This is a genomic window from Microbacterium songi (genome assembly GCF_042747925.1).
In the GTDB taxonomy this organism is placed as follows: Bacteria; Actinomycetota; Actinomycetes; order Actinomycetales; family Microbacteriaceae; genus Microbacterium.
In genome coordinates, this window is record NZ_JBHZIE010000003.1 from 123,021 (window position 1) to 143,205 (window position 20,185).

Sequence of the window (20,185 nt, forward strand, 5' to 3'; positions counted from 1 at the left end):
CCTACTTTCCGTCCTTCTTCTCCGTGTCGCCCGACAGGGCGGCGATGAACGCCTCCTGCGGCACCTCGACGCGGCCGACCATCTTCATGCGCTTCTTGCCTTCCTTCTGCTTCTCCAGAAGTTTGCGCTTTCGGCTGATGTCACCGCCGTAGCATTTCGCGAGCACGTCCTTGCGCATCGCCCGTATCGACTCGCGGGCGATGATGCGTGCGCCGATCGCGGCCTGGATCGGCACCTCGAACTGCTGACGCGGGATGAGCTTTTTGAGGCGCTCGGTCATGAGCACGCCGTAGGCGTACGCCTTCTCCCGGTGCACGATCGCACTGAAGGCGTCGACCGGCTCGCCCTGCAGCAGGATGTCGACCTTCACGAGGTCCGCCTCCTGATCGCCGCTGGGCTCGTAGTCCAGCGACGCGTAGCCGGCGGTCTTTGACTTCAGATGGTCGAAGAAGTCGAAGACGATCTCACCGAGGGGCATCGTGTAGCGGATCTCGACCCGGTCTTCGCCGAGGTATTCCATGCCGAGGAGCGTGCCACGCCGCGACTGGCACAGTTCCATGATGGTGCCGACGTAGTCCTTGGGTGCGAGGATCGCGGCCTTGACCATCGGCTCGGTGACGCTGGAGATCTTCGTGCCGGACGGGAACTCGCTCGGGTTCGTGACGGTGAAGGACTTCTTGTCGTCCGTGATGACTTCATAGGTCACGGACGGGGCGGTCGAGATGAGATCGAGCCCGAATTCGCGCTCCAGACGCTCGGTCACGATCTCCAGATGAAGAAGCCCGAGGAAGCCGCAGCGGAACCCGAATCCGAGGGCGACCGACGTCTCGGGCTCGTAGTTGAGCGAAGCATCCGAGAGCTTCAGCTTGTCGAGGGCCTCGCGGAGGATCGGGTAGTCGCTGCCGTCGATGGGGTACAGACCCGAGAACACCATCGGCTTGGGGTCGGTGTAGCCGGGCAGCGCCTGCTTCGACGGCTTCGCGGCGCTCGTCACGGTGTCGCCGACTTTGGACTGGCGGACGTCTTTCACACCGGTGATGAGGTAGCCGACCTCGCCGACACCCAGCCCCTTGGTGGGGGTCGGCTCGGGCGAGGAGACGCCGATCTCGAGCAGTTCGTGGACGGCACGGGTCGACATCATCTGGATGCGCTCGCGCGGGTTGAGCGATCCGTCGATCATGCGCACATAGGTGATGACGCCGCGATAGGAGTCGTAGACCGAGTCGAAGATCATGGCCCGGGTCGGGGCATCCGGGTCACCCCGCGGCGACGGGATCTGCTGGACGACGTGGTCGAGCAGTTCCTCGACGCCCATGCCCGTCTTGCCGCTCACGCGGAGTACGTCCTCAGGCTCGCCGCCGATGAGGCTGGCGAGCTCCCGTGCGTATTTCTCGGGGTCGGCGGCGGGCAGGTCGATCTTGTTGAGGACCGGGATGATCTGCAGATCGTTATCGAGCGCGAGGTAGAGGTTGGCCAGTGTCTGCGCCTCGATCCCCTGTGCGGCATCGACCAGCAGGATCGCGCCCTCGCAGGCGGCCAGCGATCGACTCACCTCGTAGGTGAAGTCGACGTGACCGGGGGTGTCGATCATGTTCAGTGCGTAAGTGTTGCCGTCGACCTCCCACGGCATGCGCACCGCCTGCGACTTGATCGTGATGCCGCGCTCGCGTTCGATGTCCATGCGGTCCAGGTACTGCGCGCGCATGTCTCGGTCGGAGACGACGCCGGTGATCTGCAGCATGCGGTCGGCGAGCGTCGACTTGCCGTGGTCGATGTGAGCGATGATGCAGAAGTTGCGGAGCTGCGCGGGCGGCGTCGCGGACGGCTGGAGGGGCGTGAGGGCGCGAGGTGACATGTCCTGTCGATTCTACGCGGCGGGATGCCACGGCACGGTGCGGCCGCGTCGACATGACATTCGCGTGACGTTCACGTGTCGTTCCGCAGGTCCCCTTGCGCGAACGACGAGGCTCGGAGAGAGTCGTCTGCGGGGAGACGACTGGGGTCCGAAATCCGAAAGTACAACGACGTCGCGTTCGTGACGTCCTCATGAAGCCGTCGCTATGAAGGAGCCTTCGTCCGTGCATCCCCCCACCAATCCCTTTTCCGTGCGCGATCCTCGAGCCGGGCGGCGGTGGACGGCGGGACTCGCTCTCGGCGCGCTCATCGTGACCGGGCTGGTCGCCCCGACCGCGGCTTCCGCGGCGGTCTCGCCCGACGCGGACGTCGTGATCACCGAGGTCTACGGCGGCGGCGGCAACTCCGGGGGCGCGTTCAACCGCGACTTCATCGAGCTGCGCAACGTCGGCACCGAGTCGGCATCCCTGTCGTCGTGGAGCGTGCAGTACGCCTCGACGGCCGGCTCGTCGTGGCAGCTCACGGCCCTCACCGGCGTGACCCTGCCGGCGGGAGCATCGCTGCTGATCGGCGAGGGCGTCGGCGCCAACACCGCCCTGCCCGCCTTCTCCCCTGACGTCGAAGGCACCATCCCGCTGAGCGGAAGCGGCGGCAAGGTCGCCCTCGTCTCCGATCAGGTCGCGCTCTCCGGCAACGCCGGCCTCGCTGCCGCCCCTCAGGTCGTGGACTACGTGGGCTGGGGCGCCGCCACCGACTTCGCCGGTTCGGCCGCCGCCCCCGGTACCGGCAACGCGACGTCGATCTCCCGCAGCGCCGCGGCGGCGAACACCGCGGACAACGCGGCGGACTTCACCGCCGGTGCCCCCACGCCCCAGGGGATCGGGGCCGACCCGGATCCCGACCCCGAACCTGAGCCGACCGATCCGGTGACCATCGCCGAGATCCAGGGCACCGGCGCCGCATCGCCGTACGTCGGGCAGACCGTCACCACGAGCGGAGTCGTGACGGCCTCCTACCCCTCGGGCGGCTTCAACGGCTACGTCATCCAGACTCCGGGTACGGGCGGCGCGATCGACCTCGCCACGCACACCGCCTCGGACGCCGTCTTCATCTACTCCCCCGCCGCGACCGAGGTGGCGGTCGGCGACACCGTCCAGCTCACGGGAGCGGTCAGCGAGTTCAACGGACTCACCGAGATCACGGTCGCCGCGGGTGCAGCGACGAAGATCGCGGATGCCGCGGCCCCGGTCGCCGCGACGGTGGCGTGGCCGAGCGCCGACGTCCAGCGCGAGTCGCTCGAATCGATGCTCATCGCCCCGCAGGGCACGTACACCGTGAGCAACACCTACTCCACCAACCAGTACGGGGAGGTGGGACTCGCGTTCGGCGACCAGCCCCTGCGGCAGCCGACCGACGTCGCGCGTCCGGGCACCGCGGAGGCCGCCGCAGTGGCCGCCGACAACGCCGCACGCGCCGTGGTGCTCGATGACGGAGCATCCGTGAACTTCCTGTCCGCGGCGAACAGCGCGCTCACTCCCCCGTACGTCTCGCTCGTCGAGCCGCTCGTCGTGGGCGCGACCGCGAGCTTCACGGCGCCGGTGATCGTCGATCAGCGCAATGGCGTGTGGAAGTTCAACCCGACCGCGCCTGTGGCGGGCGACGGCAGCGGCGTCGACGGGGTGCAGTTCTCCAACCCGCGCACGTCAGCGCCCGCGGCGGTCGGCGGCGACGTGTCGGTGGCCTCATTCAACGTCCTCAACTACTTCACGACACTCGGCACCGACAGCGCCACGTGCACGGCGTATCGTGACCGCACGGGTGACGGCCTGTCCGTCAGCGGCGGCTGCGACCAGCGCGGAGCGTGGGACAGCGGGGACCTCGAGCGCCAGCAGCAGAAGATCGTCGCAGCCATCAACGCCCTCGACGCCGACGTGGTCGGGCTCATGGAGATCGAGAACTCCGCCGCGCTCGGCGAGGCGCCCGATGAGGCGACCGCGACTCTCGTGGCCGCCCTCAATGCCGCCGCCGGGGCGCCCCGGTGGGCGTTCATCCCGTCCTCGACGGATCTTCCCGACGCGTCGGAGCAGGACGTCATCACCAACGCGATCATCTACCAGCCGGCGGCGGCGACGCCGGTCGGGGCATCCCGGGCCCTCGGAACGCAGTCCGCCGACGATCAGGCCTTCGGCAACGCGCGGGAGCCCATCGCCCAGGTCTTCCGGCCGGCGACGGGCGGCGAGCGCTTCCTCTTCGCCGTGAACCACTTCAAGTCGAAGGGGTCGGCCGGCCCGTGGGCGGGCGACGCCGACACGGGCGACGGGCAGGGCGCGTCCAACGAATCACGGGTGCGTCAGGCCACGGCGCTCAGGGACTGGATCGCGTCGATCCAGGGCGATGTGTCGTCGGTGTTCCTCGCGGGTGACTTCAACTCGTACGGCCGCGAGGACCCGCTGCAGGTCCTGTACGACGCCGGCTACGTCGACGCCGAGCAGTCGCTCGGGATCGAGTCGTCGTCGTACTCGTTCTCGGGTCTGTCGGGCTCGCTGGACCACATCCTCATGAGCGCGGACGCGCGCGAGCGCGCCACCGGGGGCGACATCTGGAACATCAACTCCGGCGAATCGGTGGCACTGGAGTACAGCCGCTACAACGTGCACGGAACGCTGTTCTCAGCGCCCGACCCGTATCGCTCCTCCGACCATGACCCCGTGAAGGTCGGCGTCGCGGCGGGTGTCGACGAGCGCATCGTGACGAAGACGGCCTTGATCGCCCTTCCCCCCGTGCACATCAACCGGCTGCTGCCGGCGACGCTCGTCGCCGCCGTCAGCGGCGCACGCGGACTCACCGGCACGGTGGAATTCCGCGAGGGCGACACGGTGATCGGCTCGACGGCGGTCACGAAGGGGGTTGCGATCCTGCGGCTGCCCTCGAACCTCACCCGGGGAACACACCGTTACACGGCCACGTTCGTTCCGACCGACGCGAACACGACCATCGGCTCGAGCAGCTCGTCCGCCCGCGTGACGGTCCTGTTCTAGCAGGCCCGCGTCAGGGTCGTCCCCGCGCCTGGACGACCGTGCTCTCGTACGCTGGAGAGCATGGTCGTCCAGGTCGTCCTCGTTCACGGCATCCGCACATCGGCGAGCATGTGGCGCACCCAGGTCGAGTACCTCTCCGCGCGCGGCAACCCGGTGACCGCCGTCGACCTCCCCGGCCACGGCACGCGCATGGCGGAGGAGTTCACCCTCGAGGGGGCGTTCTCGACCATCGACGAGGCGGTGCGGCGCGCCGCCTCCGAGGGGCCCGTGCTGCTGGCCGCGCACTCGATGGGCGGGCTGCTGTCGATCGAGTACGTGGGTCGGGAGGACCCGCCGCCGGTCGCGGGCTTCATCGCGGCATCCTGCACCGCCATTCCGCGGGGTGTCGGACTCGCCACGTACCGGATGCTCGCGCGTCGGTTCGACTCCTTGCCCGACCGCGGGATGTGGCTGACCGAGCGGATGCTGGCGCGCACCCTGCCCGAGGAGACCCGTGCCGACTTCGGGGCGGGCGGGTATGCCTTCGACGCGCAGGATGTCGCACTGCAGAGCCTGTCCGTGCTCGACCTGCTCGCCGCTCTTCGCCGCATCGACGTGCCGCTCTGGTTCGTCAACGGGCAGTTCGACCAGTTGCGGGCGAACGAGCGACTCTTCACCCAGGTCGCTCCCCGGGCCGAGCTGATCGTCGTCCCCCGCACCACGCATCTGGTCACCGCCATGCGCCCGCGGGTGTTCAACGCGCTCCTCGGCCTCGCGCTCACGACCCTCGAATCGACCTGATAGACTCGGTGTTTGACTTGCGTGTGGGTGTATCCCGCACGACCGCCGCGCGGCATCCCTCTCGTGCTCACCGGCAACCTACCGAACATTCCTCTCACGAAAGATTCCACACGTGGCGAACATCAAGTCGCAGATCAAGCGCAACAAGACCAACGCGAAGGCGAACGAGCGCAACAAGGCGGTCAAGAGCCAGCTCCGCACCGAGGTGCGTCGCACCCGTGAGGCCGTCGCGGCCGGCGACAAGGCCGCTGCCGAGAAGGCTCTGGCCACGGCGTCCAAGAAGCTCGACAAGGCCGTGAGCAAGGGCGTCATCCACGAGAACCAGGCGGCGAACCGCAAGTCGGCCATCGCCAAGCAGGTCGCGTCGCTCTAGCCGACGCGCTGCATCTTCGCAGCCGAGCCCGTCCCCTCGCCGGGGCGGGCTTTTCTGCGTGGGCCGAGTGGTGTCGACGGCGCACCTCAGCCGGCGTCGAAGCACCGAGGACCTACCCGCCGAACGGCTCCCGCGTCGCGATCACGGTCACGAGCCGTTCCAGCGCGAAGATCGGGTCGCGAGATGCTCCCTTGACCTCGGCATCCGCCCTTGCGGCGGCCTGGATCGCGAGGCCGAGAGTGCCGTCGGTCCATCCCGACAGGTCACGTCGGGCGCGATCGACCTGCCAATCCTTCATGCCGAGCCGCGCAGCGAGGGCGCCGGACGGCTCGCGGTTGCCCGCCACGCGGGCCATCGTGCGCAGCTTCGACGCGATCGCCGCCACCATGGGCACCGGGTCCGCGCCGGACGCGAGAGCGTGCCGAAGAGCCACGAGAGCGTCGCCGTAACGCCCCGCGATCGCCGTGTCGGCGACCGTGAACGCCGACGTCTCGACGCGGCCGCCGTAGTAACGGGCCACGACCTGCTCGCTGATGTCGCCCGCCACATCGGCGATGAGCTGCTGGCATGCGGCGGCGAGCTCGGTCAGATCGTCGGCGAACGCCGAGACCAGCGCCCGCAACGCGGGGGACGCGATGCGCACTCCCGCGCTCTTGAACTCGCCCGCCGCGAAATCGAACCGGTCGGAGTCGCGCTTGACCGCCGCGCACGGCACCTCGATGCCGCCTCCCTGACCCCCGCGGACGGCGTCGAGCAGCTTCTTGCCCCGCACGCTCGATCCGGTGTGCCGCAGGACGACGGTGGCGCCGTCCTGCGGGTTCGCGAGGTAGCCGATCGCTTCGGCGAGGAAGGTGTCGCTACACTTCTCGACGCCCGACACACGCACCAGCCGCGGCTCACCGAACAGCGACGGCGACGTCACCGTGAGCAGGGTGCCGGCGACGTAGTCGTCAGCGCGCACGTCGGTCACCTCGAGACTGGCGTCCTCAGCTCTCAGATACTCCCGGATCGCGGCGGTGGCGCGTTCGGCCAGCACCTCTTCCGGCCCGGACACCAGCACGATGGGAGCGGGCTGCGGAGCCCGCCAGGACACCTGCGGGATCGCGCTGCGCGCCCTGGCCGCGGGGGCGCGTCGTGGGGTGGCCATTCCCCCAGCCTACCGACGGGTCCCGACACGGGAGGACTGCGCTCGCGCCAGAGCGTGACCCCGTCAGGGGTCGGCCAGACCGCCAGCAATCCGCTGAGATCCGTGCGGGCGACGGTCATCCGCCCCTGCTCGAGGAAAGCGAGGGTCTCGGCGCGCGGGTGTCCGTAACTGTTGTCCGCACCCACCGACACGAGGGCGACGGATGCCTCGATCTCTGCGTACAGCGCGGGCTCCTGGTCGGCGCTGCCGTGGTGGGCGACCTTGACGACCTCGTACGGCGGCGCGAGCACGTCCGACGCGAGCAGCGCACGCTGAGCGGATGCGCCGAGGTCACCGAGGTAGACCGACGTGGGCACGCGCCCGCCCCGCACGTCGACGATCACTCCGGCATCGTTGCCCGGCGGGAACGCCGTGTTCTGCGGCCGCGGCCAGAGCACCCGCCAGCGGGCCTCGCCCAGCATCCCCGTCATCCCGGCGGACACCTCGACGATCCGCGCTCCGTCCTCGGCCAGCTGCGCGAGCATCCGTGCGTCGGCGGGCTCGCCGACCGGGCCGTGCAGCACGATGTCGACCCGTCCTGAGAGCACACGCACTCCCCCGGCGTGGTCGAGGTCGAAGTGTGTGAGCACGAGCAGATCGACGCGACCGATGCCCGCGCGCGCAAGGCAGTCCTCGAGCGCGGCGGGCTCAGGACCGGTGTCGACCAGCGCCACACGGGTGTCCGAACGAATCAGCACCGCGTCGCCCTGCCCGACGTCGCACGCGAGGATCGCCCAGCCCGACGGCAGGGTCCACCGGCCGGCGACGCTGCCCAGCGTCGCCGTGCCCCCGACGATCCCCACCACGACGGCCACGAGGGCGGCGGCCGCGACCTGCACTCGACGTGCGCGGAGTCCGTCGGCCGCAGCGCGTCGTCGGGTGAGCAGCCCGACACAGACGCCGACCATCGCGAGCGCGGCGACCCCCCACCACCCTTCGATCCACGGCACCGCGTTCCCCGGCAGCGCCGACATCACCTCGGCGGTGGCCGCTATCCAGGCGGCCGGCACCCAGGCGAGCGCGGCGAGCCCGGACGCCAGCAGGGGGAAGGCACCCGCCAGACACGCGGCGAGCCCCACGATCGTCGCGACCGGCGCGGCGGGCGCGGCGACGAGGTTCGCCAGGACCCCGTAGAGGGGCACCACCGGGGTGATCAGCACGAGCAGCGGACCGCAGGCCAGTTGAGCGGCGAGCGGCACGGAGAGGACGAAGGCGAGGGAACGAGGCATCCATCGCTCCAATCCCGCGGCGAGGGGACGCGCGAACAGGAGCAGCGACGCCGTCGCCGTCGCCGACAGCGCGAACCCCAGCGACCAGGCCAGCCACGGGTCGCCGACCAGGAGCACCGTCACCGCGAGCGCCAGCACCGAGATGCCCGATCCGGTGCGGCCGAGCTGCACGGCGAGCATCGCGATGGCCGCCATCGCACCCGCCCGCACCACGCTCGGCTCGGGCGTCACCAGCAGGACGAAGCCGATGAGCGCCGTGAGCCCGGCACAGACGCGCATCCAGCGCCGGGCGCCGGCCAGCGCCGCAAGCGCGAAGGCGAGTCCGACCACGATCGCGCAGTTCGCTCCCGACACCGCGGTGAGGTGAGAGAGGCTCGATGCCTTCATCGCGACGTCCAGAGCCGGATCGACCGCGCTCGTGTCCCCCACGGCGAGACCCGGGACGAGGCCGCCGCCCGGCTGCGGGAGCGTGGCGCTGAGGCGCACCAATCCGCGCCGGAGGTCCGATGCGACCGCCCAGACGCCGCGGGGGGCCGAGACGACCGACACGCCCCGCGAGGCGGTCACCTCGAGGGCCGCCCGGTCTCCTTGCCGCGACGCACGAGCCGTGCCCCGCACCTCGACGAACGAGCCCACGTCGAGCGCGGCGATCCCGTCGACGTCGGCGGGCGCGACACGGACGGCGATGCCGACCGCCACCGGGTGTTCCTCGCGGCCGACCGCGATCCGTATGGCGTCGACGTCGAACGTGAGGCGGCCGTCGGCTCGCGGTTCGACCTTGCTCGTGATCGTGCCCGACACCGCCATCGCGCGACCCCCGTCCACGGCGATGTCGAGTGCCGCCGCGCGGGTAGGCAGGACGACGGCGACATGGGATGCCGCGGCCGCCGCACCCGCCAGCGAAACGACCAGCAGGACGGGCCAGACACCCCCGGCTCCGCCCACGCCGGCGCGCCGTCCGCGTACGCCGCGGCGGACCAGGATCCCCAGCACCCCCAGCACGGCGCACCACAGTCCCCCCGCGACGGCGGGCGCGGCATCCGGCACCCCCGTCGTGAGGAACGCGCTCCCCGCGCACGCCGCGGCCACCGGCAGGAGGCGCAACCGGCGCGCCCAGACGCGCAGCGCATCCGCAGCGGGTGACACCGCCGGGTCTTGCGACGGTGCGCGCGCAGACGCGGCGGGCCCGGCGTCGCCGTTCACACCGTGACCAGCTCGCGCAGGCTCTCGAGCATCTTGTCCCCGATACCGGGCACGGCCAGCAGGTCTTCCACGCTCGTGAATCGGCCGTTGGTCTCGCGCCATTCCAGGATGCGCCTGGCCATGGCCGGGCCGATGCGGGGCAGGGTGTCCAGGGCGGCCTCATCGGCGGTGTTGAGGTTCACGCGACCGTCGGTCGCGATCGCACCCGACGCCTCCCCCTCGCCCGCGGCCCCGGCGGCGGGCTGGTCACCGAGAGCAGGCACGGCGAGCTGCTCGCCGTCCGACACCGGCCTGGCGAGGTTCACCCCGGTGGGGTCGGCGGCGTCGGTGAATCCCCCGGCGGCGGCGATGACGTCGATCACGCGCGCTCCGTCGTCCAGGACGTAGAGGCCCGGATCGACCACAGCCCCGAACACGTGCACGTAGAGGGGCGCCGCGGATGCCGCAGCCCCGCCGTCCCCCTCGTCGATGACCGCGCCGGGCGTGACGGACTCCGTCGGAGCCATCGCACCCCGGAGGACGCCGATGCCCACGGTGACGGCGAGTGCGAGGAGCACGACCACGATCGCCGCACCCACCCCGAGTCTTCGGGGTCGCGACGCGGCCGCCGCCTCCAGGACCGAGGTCATCCCGCCAGGCTAGGCAGCGCCACGCTCGCGCCCCTCGCATTCGAGCCGTTCCCGGGGAGTACCGGGGAACGGCTCGAGTTGTGGAGGAGGGGCCTACTTCGTGCTGAAGCTGACGACCTTGGGCGCTCGGACGACCGCTCGGACGACCTCACGGTCGCCGAGCGAGCGGACGATGCGCTGGTCCGCCCGTGCGAGTGCTTCGAGCTCGGCGCCGTCGATGCGCGCCGGCACGGTGAAGGTGGCGCGCACCTTGCCGTCGACCTGGACGACGGCCGTCACGGACTCCTCGACCAGGAGGGTCGGGTCGGGCTGACGCCACGGGACGAGACCGACGAAGGGCGCGTACCCGAGGATCTCCCACATCTCCTCCGCGGTGTGCGGCGCGAAGAGATCGAGGATCATCGCGGTGACTTCGGCCGCCTCGCGGACGGCGGGGTCGGTCGGGCCCGCACCGGAGTCGATCACCTTGCGTGTCGCGTTCACCAGCTCCATGAGGCGGGCGACGACGACGTTGAACTTCGTCTGCTCGACGAGGCCGGGTGCGTCGGCGAGCAGGCGGTGCGTGACGCGTCGAAGCGCCTCGTCACCTTCGGCCCACACGACATCAGTGCTGCTGTCGACGTCCTTGGCCACACGCCACGCCCGCGCGAGGAACTTCTGCGCCCCCGCGGTCGAGACGTCCTCCCAGTTGATGTCGTCCTCGACGGGGCCGGCGAATGCGATCGCCACGCGCACGGCGTCGGCACCGGGATCGACCATGCTGGCGGCGAACTCGACGAGGTTGCCCTTGCTCTTGGACATCTTCGAGCCGTCCAGAAGCACCATGCCCTGGTTGATGAGGCTCGAGAAGGGCTCGGTGAAGTCCACCAGACCGATGTCGAACAGCACCTTGGTGATGAAGCGCGCGTAGAGCAGGTGCAGGATCGCATGCTCGACACCACCGATGTATGAGTCGACCGGTGCCCATTTGTCGGCCTGGCGGGTCGAGAACGCCTCGTTCGCATCACCCGGCGAAAGGAACCGCAGGAAGTACCACGAGCTGTCCACGAACGTGTCCATCGTGTCGGGGTCGCGCAGGGCGGGCTCGCCCGTCTCGGGGTCGACGGTCCGCATCCATTCGACCGCGCCCCCGAGGGGTGACGTCCCCTTCGGCGTGAGGTCGAGACCGTCGGCGTCGGGCAGCGTCAGCGGGAGCTGGTCCGCCGGCACCGGCAGGATGCGCCCGTCCGCCGTGTGGATCATCGGGATCGGCGTGCCCCAGAAGCGCTGCCGGGAGATCAGCCAGTCGCGGAGGCGGTAGGTCTTGGCCGCGCGGCCGGTGCCCGCCGCCTGGAGACGCTCGATCGCACGCGCGATCGCGTTGCGCTTGGACAAACCGTCGAGCGGACCGGAGTTGATCATCCGCCCCTCGCCGACGAGGGCGACCCCCGTCTTGGCAGGGTCGATGGTGTCGAGCCCGCCGTCGGGCATGATCGGATCGCCATTGTCGTCGAGCTCGATCACGGGGATCGCGCCGGTCACGGGCGCGGTGGTGTCGACGACCACGCGGACCGGAAGATCGAAGGCGCGCGCGAAGTCGAGATCGCGCTGATCGTGGGCGGGAACCGCCATCACGGCACCGTGCCCGTAGTCGGCGAGCACGTAGTCCGCCGCCCAGATGGGCAGACGCTCCCCGTTCAGCGGGTTGATCGCGTATCGCTCGAGGAAGACGCCCGTCTTCGGCCGGTCCGTCGCCTGACGATCGATCTCGGTCACCTTCTGCACGCCCTCCAGGTACTCCTGGAAGCGCTCGCGAGCGGGAGCGGATGCTCCGGCCGCGAGTTCTGCGGCGAGGTCGGAGTCGGGTGCCACGACGAAGAACGTCGCGCCGGCGAGCGTGTCGGGCCGCGTCGAGAAGACCGTCACCTTCTCGTCCCGGCCCTCGATCTCGAAGTCGATGTCGGCGCCGACCGAGCGCCCGATCCAGTTGCGCTGCATCCGGATCACCTTCGACGGCCATGATCCCTCGAGCTGATTGAGGTCGTCCAGGAGGCGATCCGCGTACTCGGTGATGCGGAAGTACCACTGCGTGAGCTTCTTCTTGACTACGACCGTGCCACAGCGTTCGCAGCGACCGTCGACGACCTGCTCGTTCGCGAGCACCGTCTGGTCGTGCGGGCACCAGTTGACAGGGCTGTCCTTGCGATACGCGAGACCGCGTTCGTGCAGCGTCTGGAAGAGCCATTGGTTCCAGCGGTAGTAGTCCGCATCGCTGGTGTGGAGCACGCGGCTCCAGTCGTACGACGTCCCGAAGTTCTTCAGGCTCGACTTCTGCTGGTCGATGTTGCGGTACGTCCACTCGCGCGGCTCGACACCGCGTTGGATCGCCGCGTTCTCCGCCGGAAGCCCGAACGAGTCCCAGCCGATCGGGTTGAGGACGTTGTACCCGCGGTGACGCCAGAACCGGGCCACGACGTCGACGTACGCGTAGTTCTCGGCGTGGCCCATGTGCATGTCGCCCGACGGGTAGGGGAACATCCCCAGCACGTACTTGCGCGGGCGGGTGTCCTCCTCGCCGGCCGCGCGGAACGGGTCCTGCTCCTGCCACCGCTGCTGCCACTTCACCTGCACCGCGTGCACGTCGTACACGCCGCCGTCGGGACCGGGAGCGGGGGGAGACGAGGTGGTTTGCGACACAGGACGACCAATCGTGATGAGCAGGGGGATGCGCCGGGCGCACCCTTCAGGTTACCCGAATCGCCGTTTCACCAGCCCCGCGGCAGCCCCGCGCCGACGGCGGCGAGCGGCCCCCGCGCCTTCACGCCGACCTCGGCGACCTCGTCCGCCGCGTCGGACAACCAGGTGATGCCGCCACCCGCGCCGACATACGCGCCGGCCGCCGACGTCACGATCGAGCGGATGACCATCGCGAGGTCGAGGTCGCCGTCCACGCCGATCCATCCGTAGCAGCCTGCGAACACCCCGCGCTCCGCGCCTTCGAGGCGACGCAGGATCGTCATGGCCGACAGCTTCGGAACCCCCGTCATGCTGCCCGCGGGGAACGTGGCATCCCACAGCCGCCCCACGGTCGTGCCCTCCCGCAGATCGCCCTCCACCGTGCTCACGAGTTGATGCACAGCGGGGTAGCTCTCCACCGCCAGCAGTCCGGTGGCCGCCACCGTCGACGGCTCGCACACCTGCGAGAGGTCGTTGCGCATCAGATCGACGATCATGACGTTCTCGGCGCGCTCCTTCTCACTGGCCAGCAGCTCCGCCGACAGGCGGACGTCGGACGCGGCGTCCGTCCCTCGCGGGCGCGTCCCCTTGATCGGCCGCGTCCGCACGTGCCCGTCGTGGACCTGCAGGAACTGTTCCGGGCTCGCGCTGGCCAGAGCAAACGGCGCGCTGCGCACCAGGCCCCCATGATGCGCGGGCGTGGCCGAGCGAAGCCTTCCATAGGCGTCGATCGCATCGACGCGGCCGTCGATCTCGAACCTCGTCGTCAAGCACAGCTGATAGGCGTCGCCGGCGCGGATCGCGTCGCGGCACCGCTGCACCAGATCGGCGTAGTCAGCGGGTGTGTGGCGGGCTCGGGCCTGCACCGGCGGTCCGGCATCCGCCGCCCCGATCACGGCTGCGGATCCGGCGAGCGCCCACCCCTGAACCTCCAGGGCGAAGCCGTCCAGCTCGTCCGGCGGCGCGACCACCCAGAGTCGCCGGCGCGCATGATCGACCGAGACGAACCGCGTCACCCGCAGCCAGAGATCCTGCGGGATACCGTCCTGGATCGGGAGCGCGGAGACACCGGCGCGGGCGGCACCGTCGTCGTAGCCGTGCCAGCCCACCCACCCTCCCGCGAACGGCCCCCACGGGCGCTCCTCGCGGCCCGCTCCCCGCGCACAGAGAACGTCGCGGACGACGGACGGGTCGCGTTCGGGAGCCCCGATCCCGAGCCAGCTCCAGCCGGCCGTGGCGTCCGGTCCGGCATCCAGCCAGAAGGCATGCGGATGCTGCGCCGGGCCCCCTGCGAACAGCTGAGCGGGATCGACCCAGGCGGGCAGGAGGAGGGCTGCCGAAGGTGCGGGCACCTTCCCAGGCTAGAGGGCGCGCCAGGTTCTAGGCTCGGCTCCGTGAACGAGTTCCTCACGTGGCTGCTCGACGTCGTTCAGAACGTCGACCCGCTCGTGCGCACGCTCGTCGCCGGTGCGGCGATCCTCCTCGAGACGAGCGTGCTGATCGGACTCGTGTTCCCCGGGGACACCATCGTCATCGTCGCCGGCACCGCGGTCGCCTCCCCCCTCGAAGGCGTGCTGCTCGGCATCGCCGTGCTGGTGGGGGCCCTGATCGGCGAGAGCATCGGGTTCTTCCTCGGGCGATATCTCGGCCCGTACATCCGTCGCTCGTGGGTCGGTCGCAAGATCGGCGACGCGAGCTGGAGACGTTCGGAACGCTATCTGCAGCGACGCGGCGGACCGGCGATCTTCCTCTCCCGCTTCCTGCCGGTCCTGCACTCGCTCGTCCCGCTCACCGTCGGCATGAGCGGCTTCACCTATCGACGCTTCCTCGCGTGGACCGCACCGGCCTGTGCGATCTGGGCCACCCTCTACATCTCCGTGGCGGCAGCCGCCGCCGGCACCTACCGAGAGCTCGCCGACCGCCTGCACTACGCCGGATACATCTTCGTCGGCGTCATCGTGCTCTTCCTCGTCCTCGTCGTGATCGGCAAGAAGGTCATCGAGCGGGTCGAGCGCCGGCACCTGGCCGAGGAACCTCTCGTCGATCCGCCCGCGGACCCCTCGGCGCCATCCCAGTCGTGAAAGACTGAGGCAATGGCCGACACGTCTTCCCGACCGCCTCGCGTGAAGATGCTGCTGATCGCCCGGTGGGAGTACCGCTTCCACTCCTGGCGGGAACGCCGGGCGCGGGCGCGGGGGCTGACGCCCACCGTCACGCCCTTCCCCGGTTACGGGAGTGTGGACTGGGTGCGCGTCCTCGGTCGCGTGCTGATCGTCCCGCCGGCCCGTCAGCGCGAGGGCGGCGACTACGCCAGCGTGCGCGGATGGCGCAGCTTCGCTGCGGTGCCGGTCGGCTACGCTCAGGTCGCCATCACGGTCGACGGTGCGACGCACGACGTGGTCGCCGACCGCGGCGGCGTCATCGACGTCGTCCTCCCCGCCGCCCTGGCCTCGGGGTGGCAGAAGCTCACCATGACGGTCGAGGGCGGAGAGCCGATCGAGACCCGCGTGTTCATCGTCGGAGCCGACGTGCGCTTCGGGGTCGTCTCCGACGTCGATGACACCGTCATGGTCACCGCACTCCCGAGGCCGTTCGTCGCCGCGTGGAACTCGTTCGTCGTGGACGAGCATGCCCGCCAGCCCGTGCCGGGCATGGCCGTGCTGATGGAGCGCCTCGTGCGGCAGCATCCGGGCTCCCCCGTCGTCTACCTCTCGACCGGGGCATGGAACATCGCGCCCACGCTGCTGCGCTTCTTCCATCGTCACCTGTACCCCGAGGGCTCGGTCCTCCTGACGGACTGGGGCCCGACGCACGACCGGTGGTTCCGGAGCGGCCGCGAGCACAAGCTCACCAACCTGCAGCGGCTCGCCGAGGAGTTCCCGCAGGTGCGTTGGCTCCTCATCGGTGACGATGGGCAGGAAGACGACTCGATCTACACGGCGTTCACGAACGAGCACCCCGAACGCGTGGCCGCCGTCGCCATTCGCCGGCTCTCCCCCGCGGAGGCCGTTCTGGCCGGTGGCCGCACGGTGGTCGACGACCACGAAGCCGCGGGAGTGCCGTGGGTGACCGGTCCGGACGGCGCCGGCCTCGTCGAGCGCCTGCGGGACGTGGGCGTCATCGCGCGGGGTCGGTCCGACCAGGCCTGACCCCCGGCCGCGATCGCGGAGCGGTCGGCGAGCTCGACGTCGCAGGTCCCCCGTACGCTGGAAGCATGTGCGGTCGTTTCGTCGTTGCGAATGTCGGTTCCGAGCTCGTCGGAGTACTCAGGGTGGACGTCGAGGGTGATGACCTGCCGCAGCCCTCGTACAACGTCGCTCCGACCGACGCGGCGGCCATCGTGCTCGACTCCGCCAAGACCGAGCCCCCGACGCGGCGCCTCGAGTCCGCACGCTGGGGACTCGTGCCGTCGTGGGCGAAGGACCCCTCGATCGGCTCCCGAGCCTTCAACGCCCGGTCAGAAGAGCTCGAAGACAAGAAGATGTTCCGCTCGGCCCTCGAGAAGCGTCGGGCCGTGGTGCCGGTGTCGGGCTACTACGAGTGGAAGAAGGTGGGGGACGAGAAGGTGCCGCACTACATCCACCCCGGTGACGACTCGCCGATGTTCCTCGCGGGTCTCTACGAGTGGTGGAAGAACCCGGCACTCGCTGACGACGATCCCGCGCGGTGGCTGCTGAGCTTCACGATCCTCACCCGCGACGCGATCGGCCACCTCGGGTCGATCCACGACCGCATGCCGCTCTTCCTCGATCCTGATTTCGCCGACGCGTGGCTCGACCCCACGATCGAGAACGTCGGCGACATCCTCGACGCGGCCGTCGACGCGGCACCCGATGTCGCCGAGACACTCACCGACCACGTCGTCGGAAAAGCCGTCGGTAACGTGCGCAACAACGGCGCCGAGTTGATCGAACCCGTGGGATGACATGACGGTGGGCACGATGTTCACCCGCACGGTGCCACGGACGGCCCCGCCTCCGCGGACGTCGCCGGCGGCGATGGTGCTGACGGCTCGCGAGTGGCGCGAGCTCGAGGCTGCACATCACGTGCGCGCCGATGCCCTCACCGCCGACCACCGCGCGCGTGCGTCGCGCCAGGAGAAGCATCCGATCGAGGACTTCCTCTTCACCTACTACGGCTACAAGCCCGCCGTGCTGCGGCGATGGCATCCGGGTCCGGGGGTGGAGCTGGCGGATGCCGCGACCGAGCCGCGTGCGGCGTGGCGATGGTATCGATCCGGGCCGACGCCCGGAAGCCTCGTGGTCGACGCGGATCGATTCCACCGCGAGCGCACCACCCAGGTGGAGCTCATCGACCGGATCCTCGCACGCACCGCCGCGCGACCGGGCAGCTTCGGGTGCTTCGGTCTGCACGAGTGGGCGATGGTCTACCGTCAGCCCGAGCATCGTCACGACGTGCCCCTCCGCCTCGGTCGGCGCGCCACGGATGAGGTCGTGGACACGCACGAACTGCGGTGCACCCACTTCGACGCCTTCCGGTTCTTCACGCCTGAGGCCGAGCCGCGCAATTGGGCCGTGCTGACCCGGTCCGACCAGCCCGAGTCCGAGCAGCCCGGCTGCCTGCACGCCGGCATGGACGTGTACAAGTGGGCCGTCAAGCTGTCGCCGCTCGTTCCCGGCGACCTCCTCCTGGACGCCTTCGAGCTCGCACGGGACATCCGCCGCGTCGACATGCAGGCATCGCCCTACGACATGAGGGCGTGGGGGGCGGAGCCGCTCCGGATCGAGACGCCCGAGGGGAAAGCCGAATACGTCCGACGTCAGCGCGCGTTCGCAGCGAGGTCCAACGCGCTGCGGGCGCGCGTGCGGGAGTCCATCGCTCGCTGACGTCACGCTCTCCGGCACCGCGCGACGCACGGGGTTCGGATGCGGGGCTCGGTCGATGTGGGTGATGGGCCACAATGGGGGTGTCCGCACCGAAGGAGACCTCCCATGTCGACGCCCGCCTCGCCGCCCGCCGGCTGGTACCCCGACCCGCAGGACGATCACCGCGAGCGCTGGTGGAACGGCCTCGCGTGGACGGCCTCGACGAGGGCGCCGGAGCCCGACGCGATCGCCGCTCTCACGCCGGCCGTGGACGTCTCCGCGCCGATGCAGACCTCACGCGAGCCGTACGCTCCGGCTCCCGCCCATCCGATGTCCGCGCCCGGGGTGGTGTACCCCTACGTTGGCAGTCAGACCGTGCAACCGTACGGGCAGGTCCGGCCTAACGACGCGTGGGCATACGGTGCCCCGCCCGTGCAGGGGATGGGAAGCGCGATCACGTCGGTGTTCCGCCACTACGTCGACTTCAGCGGGCGGGCGGGTCGCCCGGAGTTCTGGTACTGGTACCTGTTCAACGCCATCCTGACGATCGGCACCATCCTGCTCTTCGTGATCGGGATCCTGCTGCCCCCGGTCATCTGGCTCGGCATCCTCGCCTACCTCGCGCTCGCGCTCTGGGGACTCGTGGTGTTCCTCCCCACCCTGGCGCTCGAGGTGCGGCGTCTGCGTGATGCGGCGCTGCCCTGGCCGCTCATCTTCCTCGCGGTCGTGCCGTTCGGCAGCCTCGTGCTGATCGCCCTGTGGTGTCAGCCGAGCAAGGCCTGAGCAGTCCGCAGAGCCTGGGCGCCCTCGGTCATCGTGGGGCGTAGGCGCGCCACAGGATGCGGGCGTGCTCGCGCTTGGCATGGGCGACGCCTTCTTCGTCGCGTCGGAGCGCGTACACCCACTCCATCGCCCGGGTGAGCGTCGCGCCCAGCAGCATCCGCACATCGCGATGGCGTGCCGGCGGGACCTCGGCCTCCTCGTTCGACATGCGTCCGCGCGCGGCGACCTCGCCGTCCACGTGCCGCTGCGCGAGCTTGGCGACGCCGACCGCGTGACCGTGGATGATCGAATGCGCCGCGCCTTCGATCTCCCACCGCCGAGCGTCACGGGCGCGGGCGACCAGACGCGAGTGGAACCGGCGCGGGGAACTCCGGTCGAACTCACCGCGGATGAGGAGCAGTTCGGCCGACACGTGGTGCACCCGGTCGGAGATCCGGTAGCGCAGCATGTGCGGGAGCACCGAGAGGAAGTACACCGTGCCGCACAGGAGGTAGGCCGAGACGGCGATCACCGCCAGGTGGATGGTCTCGTGGAGCGCCGACTGGATGAATCGGACGGCCTGCGTGAACGCTCCCGCCTCGGCTTCGTTGATGACGGGGCTCACCAGGATCGCGTGAGTGAGCTCCGGACGGCGGATGAGCACCTCGGTGACGACCTGACTGCCCATCGAATGCCCGATGAGGACCGGGTTCTGGAGATGGTAGCGGTCGAGGACGGCCTCGACCTGATCTGCGAAGTACTCGATCGTGGGTTCTTCGTGCGCCCTCGACATCCCCGCGAAGCCCGGCATGTCGAGGGCGTACACGTCCTCGCGGAGCGCCAGAGTCGGGGCCAGGAGCTCGAAGTACGTCGATGCGACGCCGATGCCGGCCACCAGCACGAACGGACGCGTACTGCCCGATGAGGTCGTCGAAACCCTGGTGACACGTGTCGTGGAATCCCCGTTGCGCACGTGCTCCACCGCGACGTCGAGGGGAGGACTCTCATCTGGCACCTCCCCAGGATGCCATCGTTCGCGCGAGAGCCCGGACCTGCAGGCTTGCTAGGGTCGGTCGCACATGAGCGACGTCGTCAGCATCGAGCTTCTCCTCGACCCGGAATCCGATGCCTCGGTGCGCGGGGACTGGGACCGTCTGGCGCGCGCCGGACATTCCAGTCTCGGGTCCCACCGTTCGCCGAGCAACAGCCCCCACGTGACGCTCCTGGTCCGCCCCGCGCTCGCCCAGAACCGTTTCGCGCAGGCCTCGGCTCTCCTGCCGGTGACGCTCTCGCTCGGCTCCCCCATCGTGTTCGCGCACGGCGACCGCGGCGTGCTGGTGCGGCCGGTACTGCTCACCCCCGAGCTGCAGGCGCTGCATGCTGCCGTGCACGCTGCCGCGGCGCCCGGCGAGGATGCTCCGCACACTGCACCCGGGGAATGGACGCCGCACGTCAGCCTGGCGCGTCGGCTCCGCCTGACGTCTCTCCCCGAGGCACTCGAACTGCTCGGGCCGGAGTCCACCGCGTCCGGAGTCGCCCTCCGGCGGTGGGACTCGGCATCGGCGACCGTCACGACGCTGGACTGACCAC

At 70.2% G+C, this 20,185-nt stretch carries 16 protein-coding genes; 9 read left to right on the forward strand and 7 right to left on the reverse strand.

The window, feature by feature from the left end; all coding sequences use genetic code 11:
- Nucleotide 1 precedes the first annotated feature (1 nt).
- Nucleotides 2–1,855 carry a translation elongation factor 4 gene (gene lepA, locus ACFM35_RS06280; RefSeq protein WP_378839771.1) on the reverse strand — a complete coding sequence of 618 codons (1,854 nt, stop codon included), beginning with the start codon at nucleotides 1,853–1,855 and terminating at the stop codon, nucleotides 2–4.
- A 205-nt stretch (nucleotides 1,856–2,060) separates the two neighbouring features.
- On the opposite strand from lepA, the gene ACFM35_RS06285 reads away from it, so the two are divergent.
- From ACFM35_RS06285 to rpsT, 3 genes are all read left to right on the forward strand, one after another.
- Nucleotides 2,061–4,892: an ExeM/NucH family extracellular endonuclease gene (locus tag ACFM35_RS06285; protein ID WP_378839775.1), complete on the forward strand. Its 2,832-nt coding sequence runs from the start codon at nucleotides 2,061–2,063 to the stop codon at nucleotides 4,890–4,892.
- A 60-nt stretch (nucleotides 4,893–4,952) separates the two neighbouring features.
- A complete protein-coding gene (locus ACFM35_RS06290) occupies nucleotides 4,953–5,672 on the forward strand; it encodes an alpha/beta fold hydrolase (RefSeq protein ID WP_378839778.1) in 720 nt (239 codons plus the stop codon).
- A 112-nt stretch (nucleotides 5,673–5,784) separates the two neighbouring features.
- Nucleotides 5,785–6,045 carry a 30S ribosomal protein S20 gene (gene rpsT / locus ACFM35_RS06295; RefSeq protein WP_378839781.1) on the forward strand — a complete coding sequence of 87 codons (261 nt, stop codon included), beginning with the start codon at nucleotides 5,785–5,787 and terminating at the stop codon, nucleotides 6,043–6,045.
- 112 nt (nucleotides 6,046–6,157) lie between these two features.
- Here the strand turns inward: rpsT and holA are convergent, their stop codons facing one another.
- From holA to ACFM35_RS06320, 5 genes are all read right to left on the reverse strand, one after another.
- Nucleotides 6,158–7,099: a DNA polymerase III subunit delta gene (gene holA / locus ACFM35_RS06300; protein ID WP_378839783.1), complete on the reverse strand. Its 942-nt coding sequence runs from the start codon at nucleotides 7,097–7,099 to the stop codon at nucleotides 6,158–6,160.
- Nucleotides 7,039–9,606: a ComEC/Rec2 family competence protein gene (locus tag ACFM35_RS06305; RefSeq protein ID WP_378839787.1), complete on the reverse strand. Its 2,568-nt coding sequence runs from the start codon at nucleotides 9,604–9,606 to the stop codon at nucleotides 7,039–7,041. Before ACFM35_RS06305 ends, holA begins: the two co-directional genes overlap by 61 nt.
- A 53-nt stretch (nucleotides 9,607–9,659) precedes the next feature.
- Nucleotides 9,660–10,292, reverse strand: coding sequence for a ComEA family DNA-binding protein (locus tag ACFM35_RS06310; RefSeq protein ID WP_378839790.1), 633 nt, complete (start codon nucleotides 10,290–10,292; stop codon nucleotides 9,660–9,662).
- A 93-nt stretch (nucleotides 10,293–10,385) separates the two neighbouring features.
- The gene (gene leuS / locus ACFM35_RS06315) at nucleotides 10,386–12,968 is read right to left on the reverse strand and encodes a leucine--tRNA ligase (RefSeq protein WP_378839792.1); all 2,583 of its coding nucleotides are present in this window, start codon (nucleotides 12,966–12,968) and stop codon (nucleotides 10,386–10,388) included.
- A 68-nt stretch (nucleotides 12,969–13,036) separates the two neighbouring features.
- Complete coding sequence (locus ACFM35_RS06320) at nucleotides 13,037–14,359, reverse strand: anthranilate synthase component I family protein (protein ID WP_378839795.1); 1,323 nt, start codon at nucleotides 14,357–14,359, stop codon at nucleotides 13,037–13,039.
- 42 nt (nucleotides 14,360–14,401) lie between these two features.
- On the opposite strand from ACFM35_RS06320, the gene ACFM35_RS06325 reads away from it, so the two are divergent.
- The 5 genes from ACFM35_RS06325 (at nucleotide 14,402) to ACFM35_RS06345 (ending at nucleotide 18,616) form a co-directional block, all read left to right on the forward strand.
- The gene (locus ACFM35_RS06325) at nucleotides 14,402–15,088 is read left to right on the forward strand and encodes a DedA family protein (protein ID WP_378839798.1); all 687 of its coding nucleotides are present in this window, start codon (nucleotides 14,402–14,404) and stop codon (nucleotides 15,086–15,088) included.
- A gap of 12 nt (nucleotides 15,089–15,100) precedes the next feature.
- Nucleotides 15,101–16,156: an App1 family protein phosphatidate phosphatase gene (locus ACFM35_RS06330; protein ID WP_378839800.1), complete on the forward strand. Its 1,056-nt coding sequence runs from the start codon at nucleotides 15,101–15,103 to the stop codon at nucleotides 16,154–16,156.
- A gap of 65 nt (nucleotides 16,157–16,221) precedes the next feature.
- Nucleotides 16,222–16,932 (forward strand): SOS response-associated peptidase, encoded by a 711-nt coding sequence (locus ACFM35_RS06335; protein WP_378839803.1) that lies wholly within the window; start codon nucleotides 16,222–16,224, stop codon nucleotides 16,930–16,932.
- 73 nt (nucleotides 16,933–17,005) lie between these two features.
- Nucleotides 17,006–17,854 (forward strand): 3-methyladenine DNA glycosylase, encoded by an 849-nt coding sequence (locus tag ACFM35_RS06340; RefSeq protein WP_378839866.1) that lies wholly within the window; start codon nucleotides 17,006–17,008, stop codon nucleotides 17,852–17,854.
- Between the two features lie 105 nt (nucleotides 17,855–17,959).
- On the forward strand, nucleotides 17,960–18,616 hold the full coding sequence (locus ACFM35_RS06345; protein WP_378839806.1) for a DUF805 domain-containing protein: 657 nt from the start codon (nucleotides 17,960–17,962) through the stop codon (nucleotides 18,614–18,616).
- A 28-nt stretch (nucleotides 18,617–18,644) separates the two neighbouring features.
- Here ACFM35_RS06345 and ACFM35_RS06350 read toward each other — a convergent pair whose 3' ends face one another.
- Nucleotides 18,645–19,610: an alpha/beta fold hydrolase gene (locus tag ACFM35_RS06350; RefSeq protein WP_378839809.1), complete on the reverse strand. Its 966-nt coding sequence runs from the start codon at nucleotides 19,608–19,610 to the stop codon at nucleotides 18,645–18,647.
- Between the two features lie 64 nt (nucleotides 19,611–19,674).
- Between ACFM35_RS06350 and ACFM35_RS06355 the strand changes: the two genes are divergently transcribed.
- Nucleotides 19,675–20,181: a 2'-5' RNA ligase family protein gene (locus ACFM35_RS06355; RefSeq protein WP_378839811.1), complete on the forward strand. Its 507-nt coding sequence runs from the start codon at nucleotides 19,675–19,677 to the stop codon at nucleotides 20,179–20,181.
- Nucleotides 20,182–20,185 lie beyond the last annotated feature (4 nt).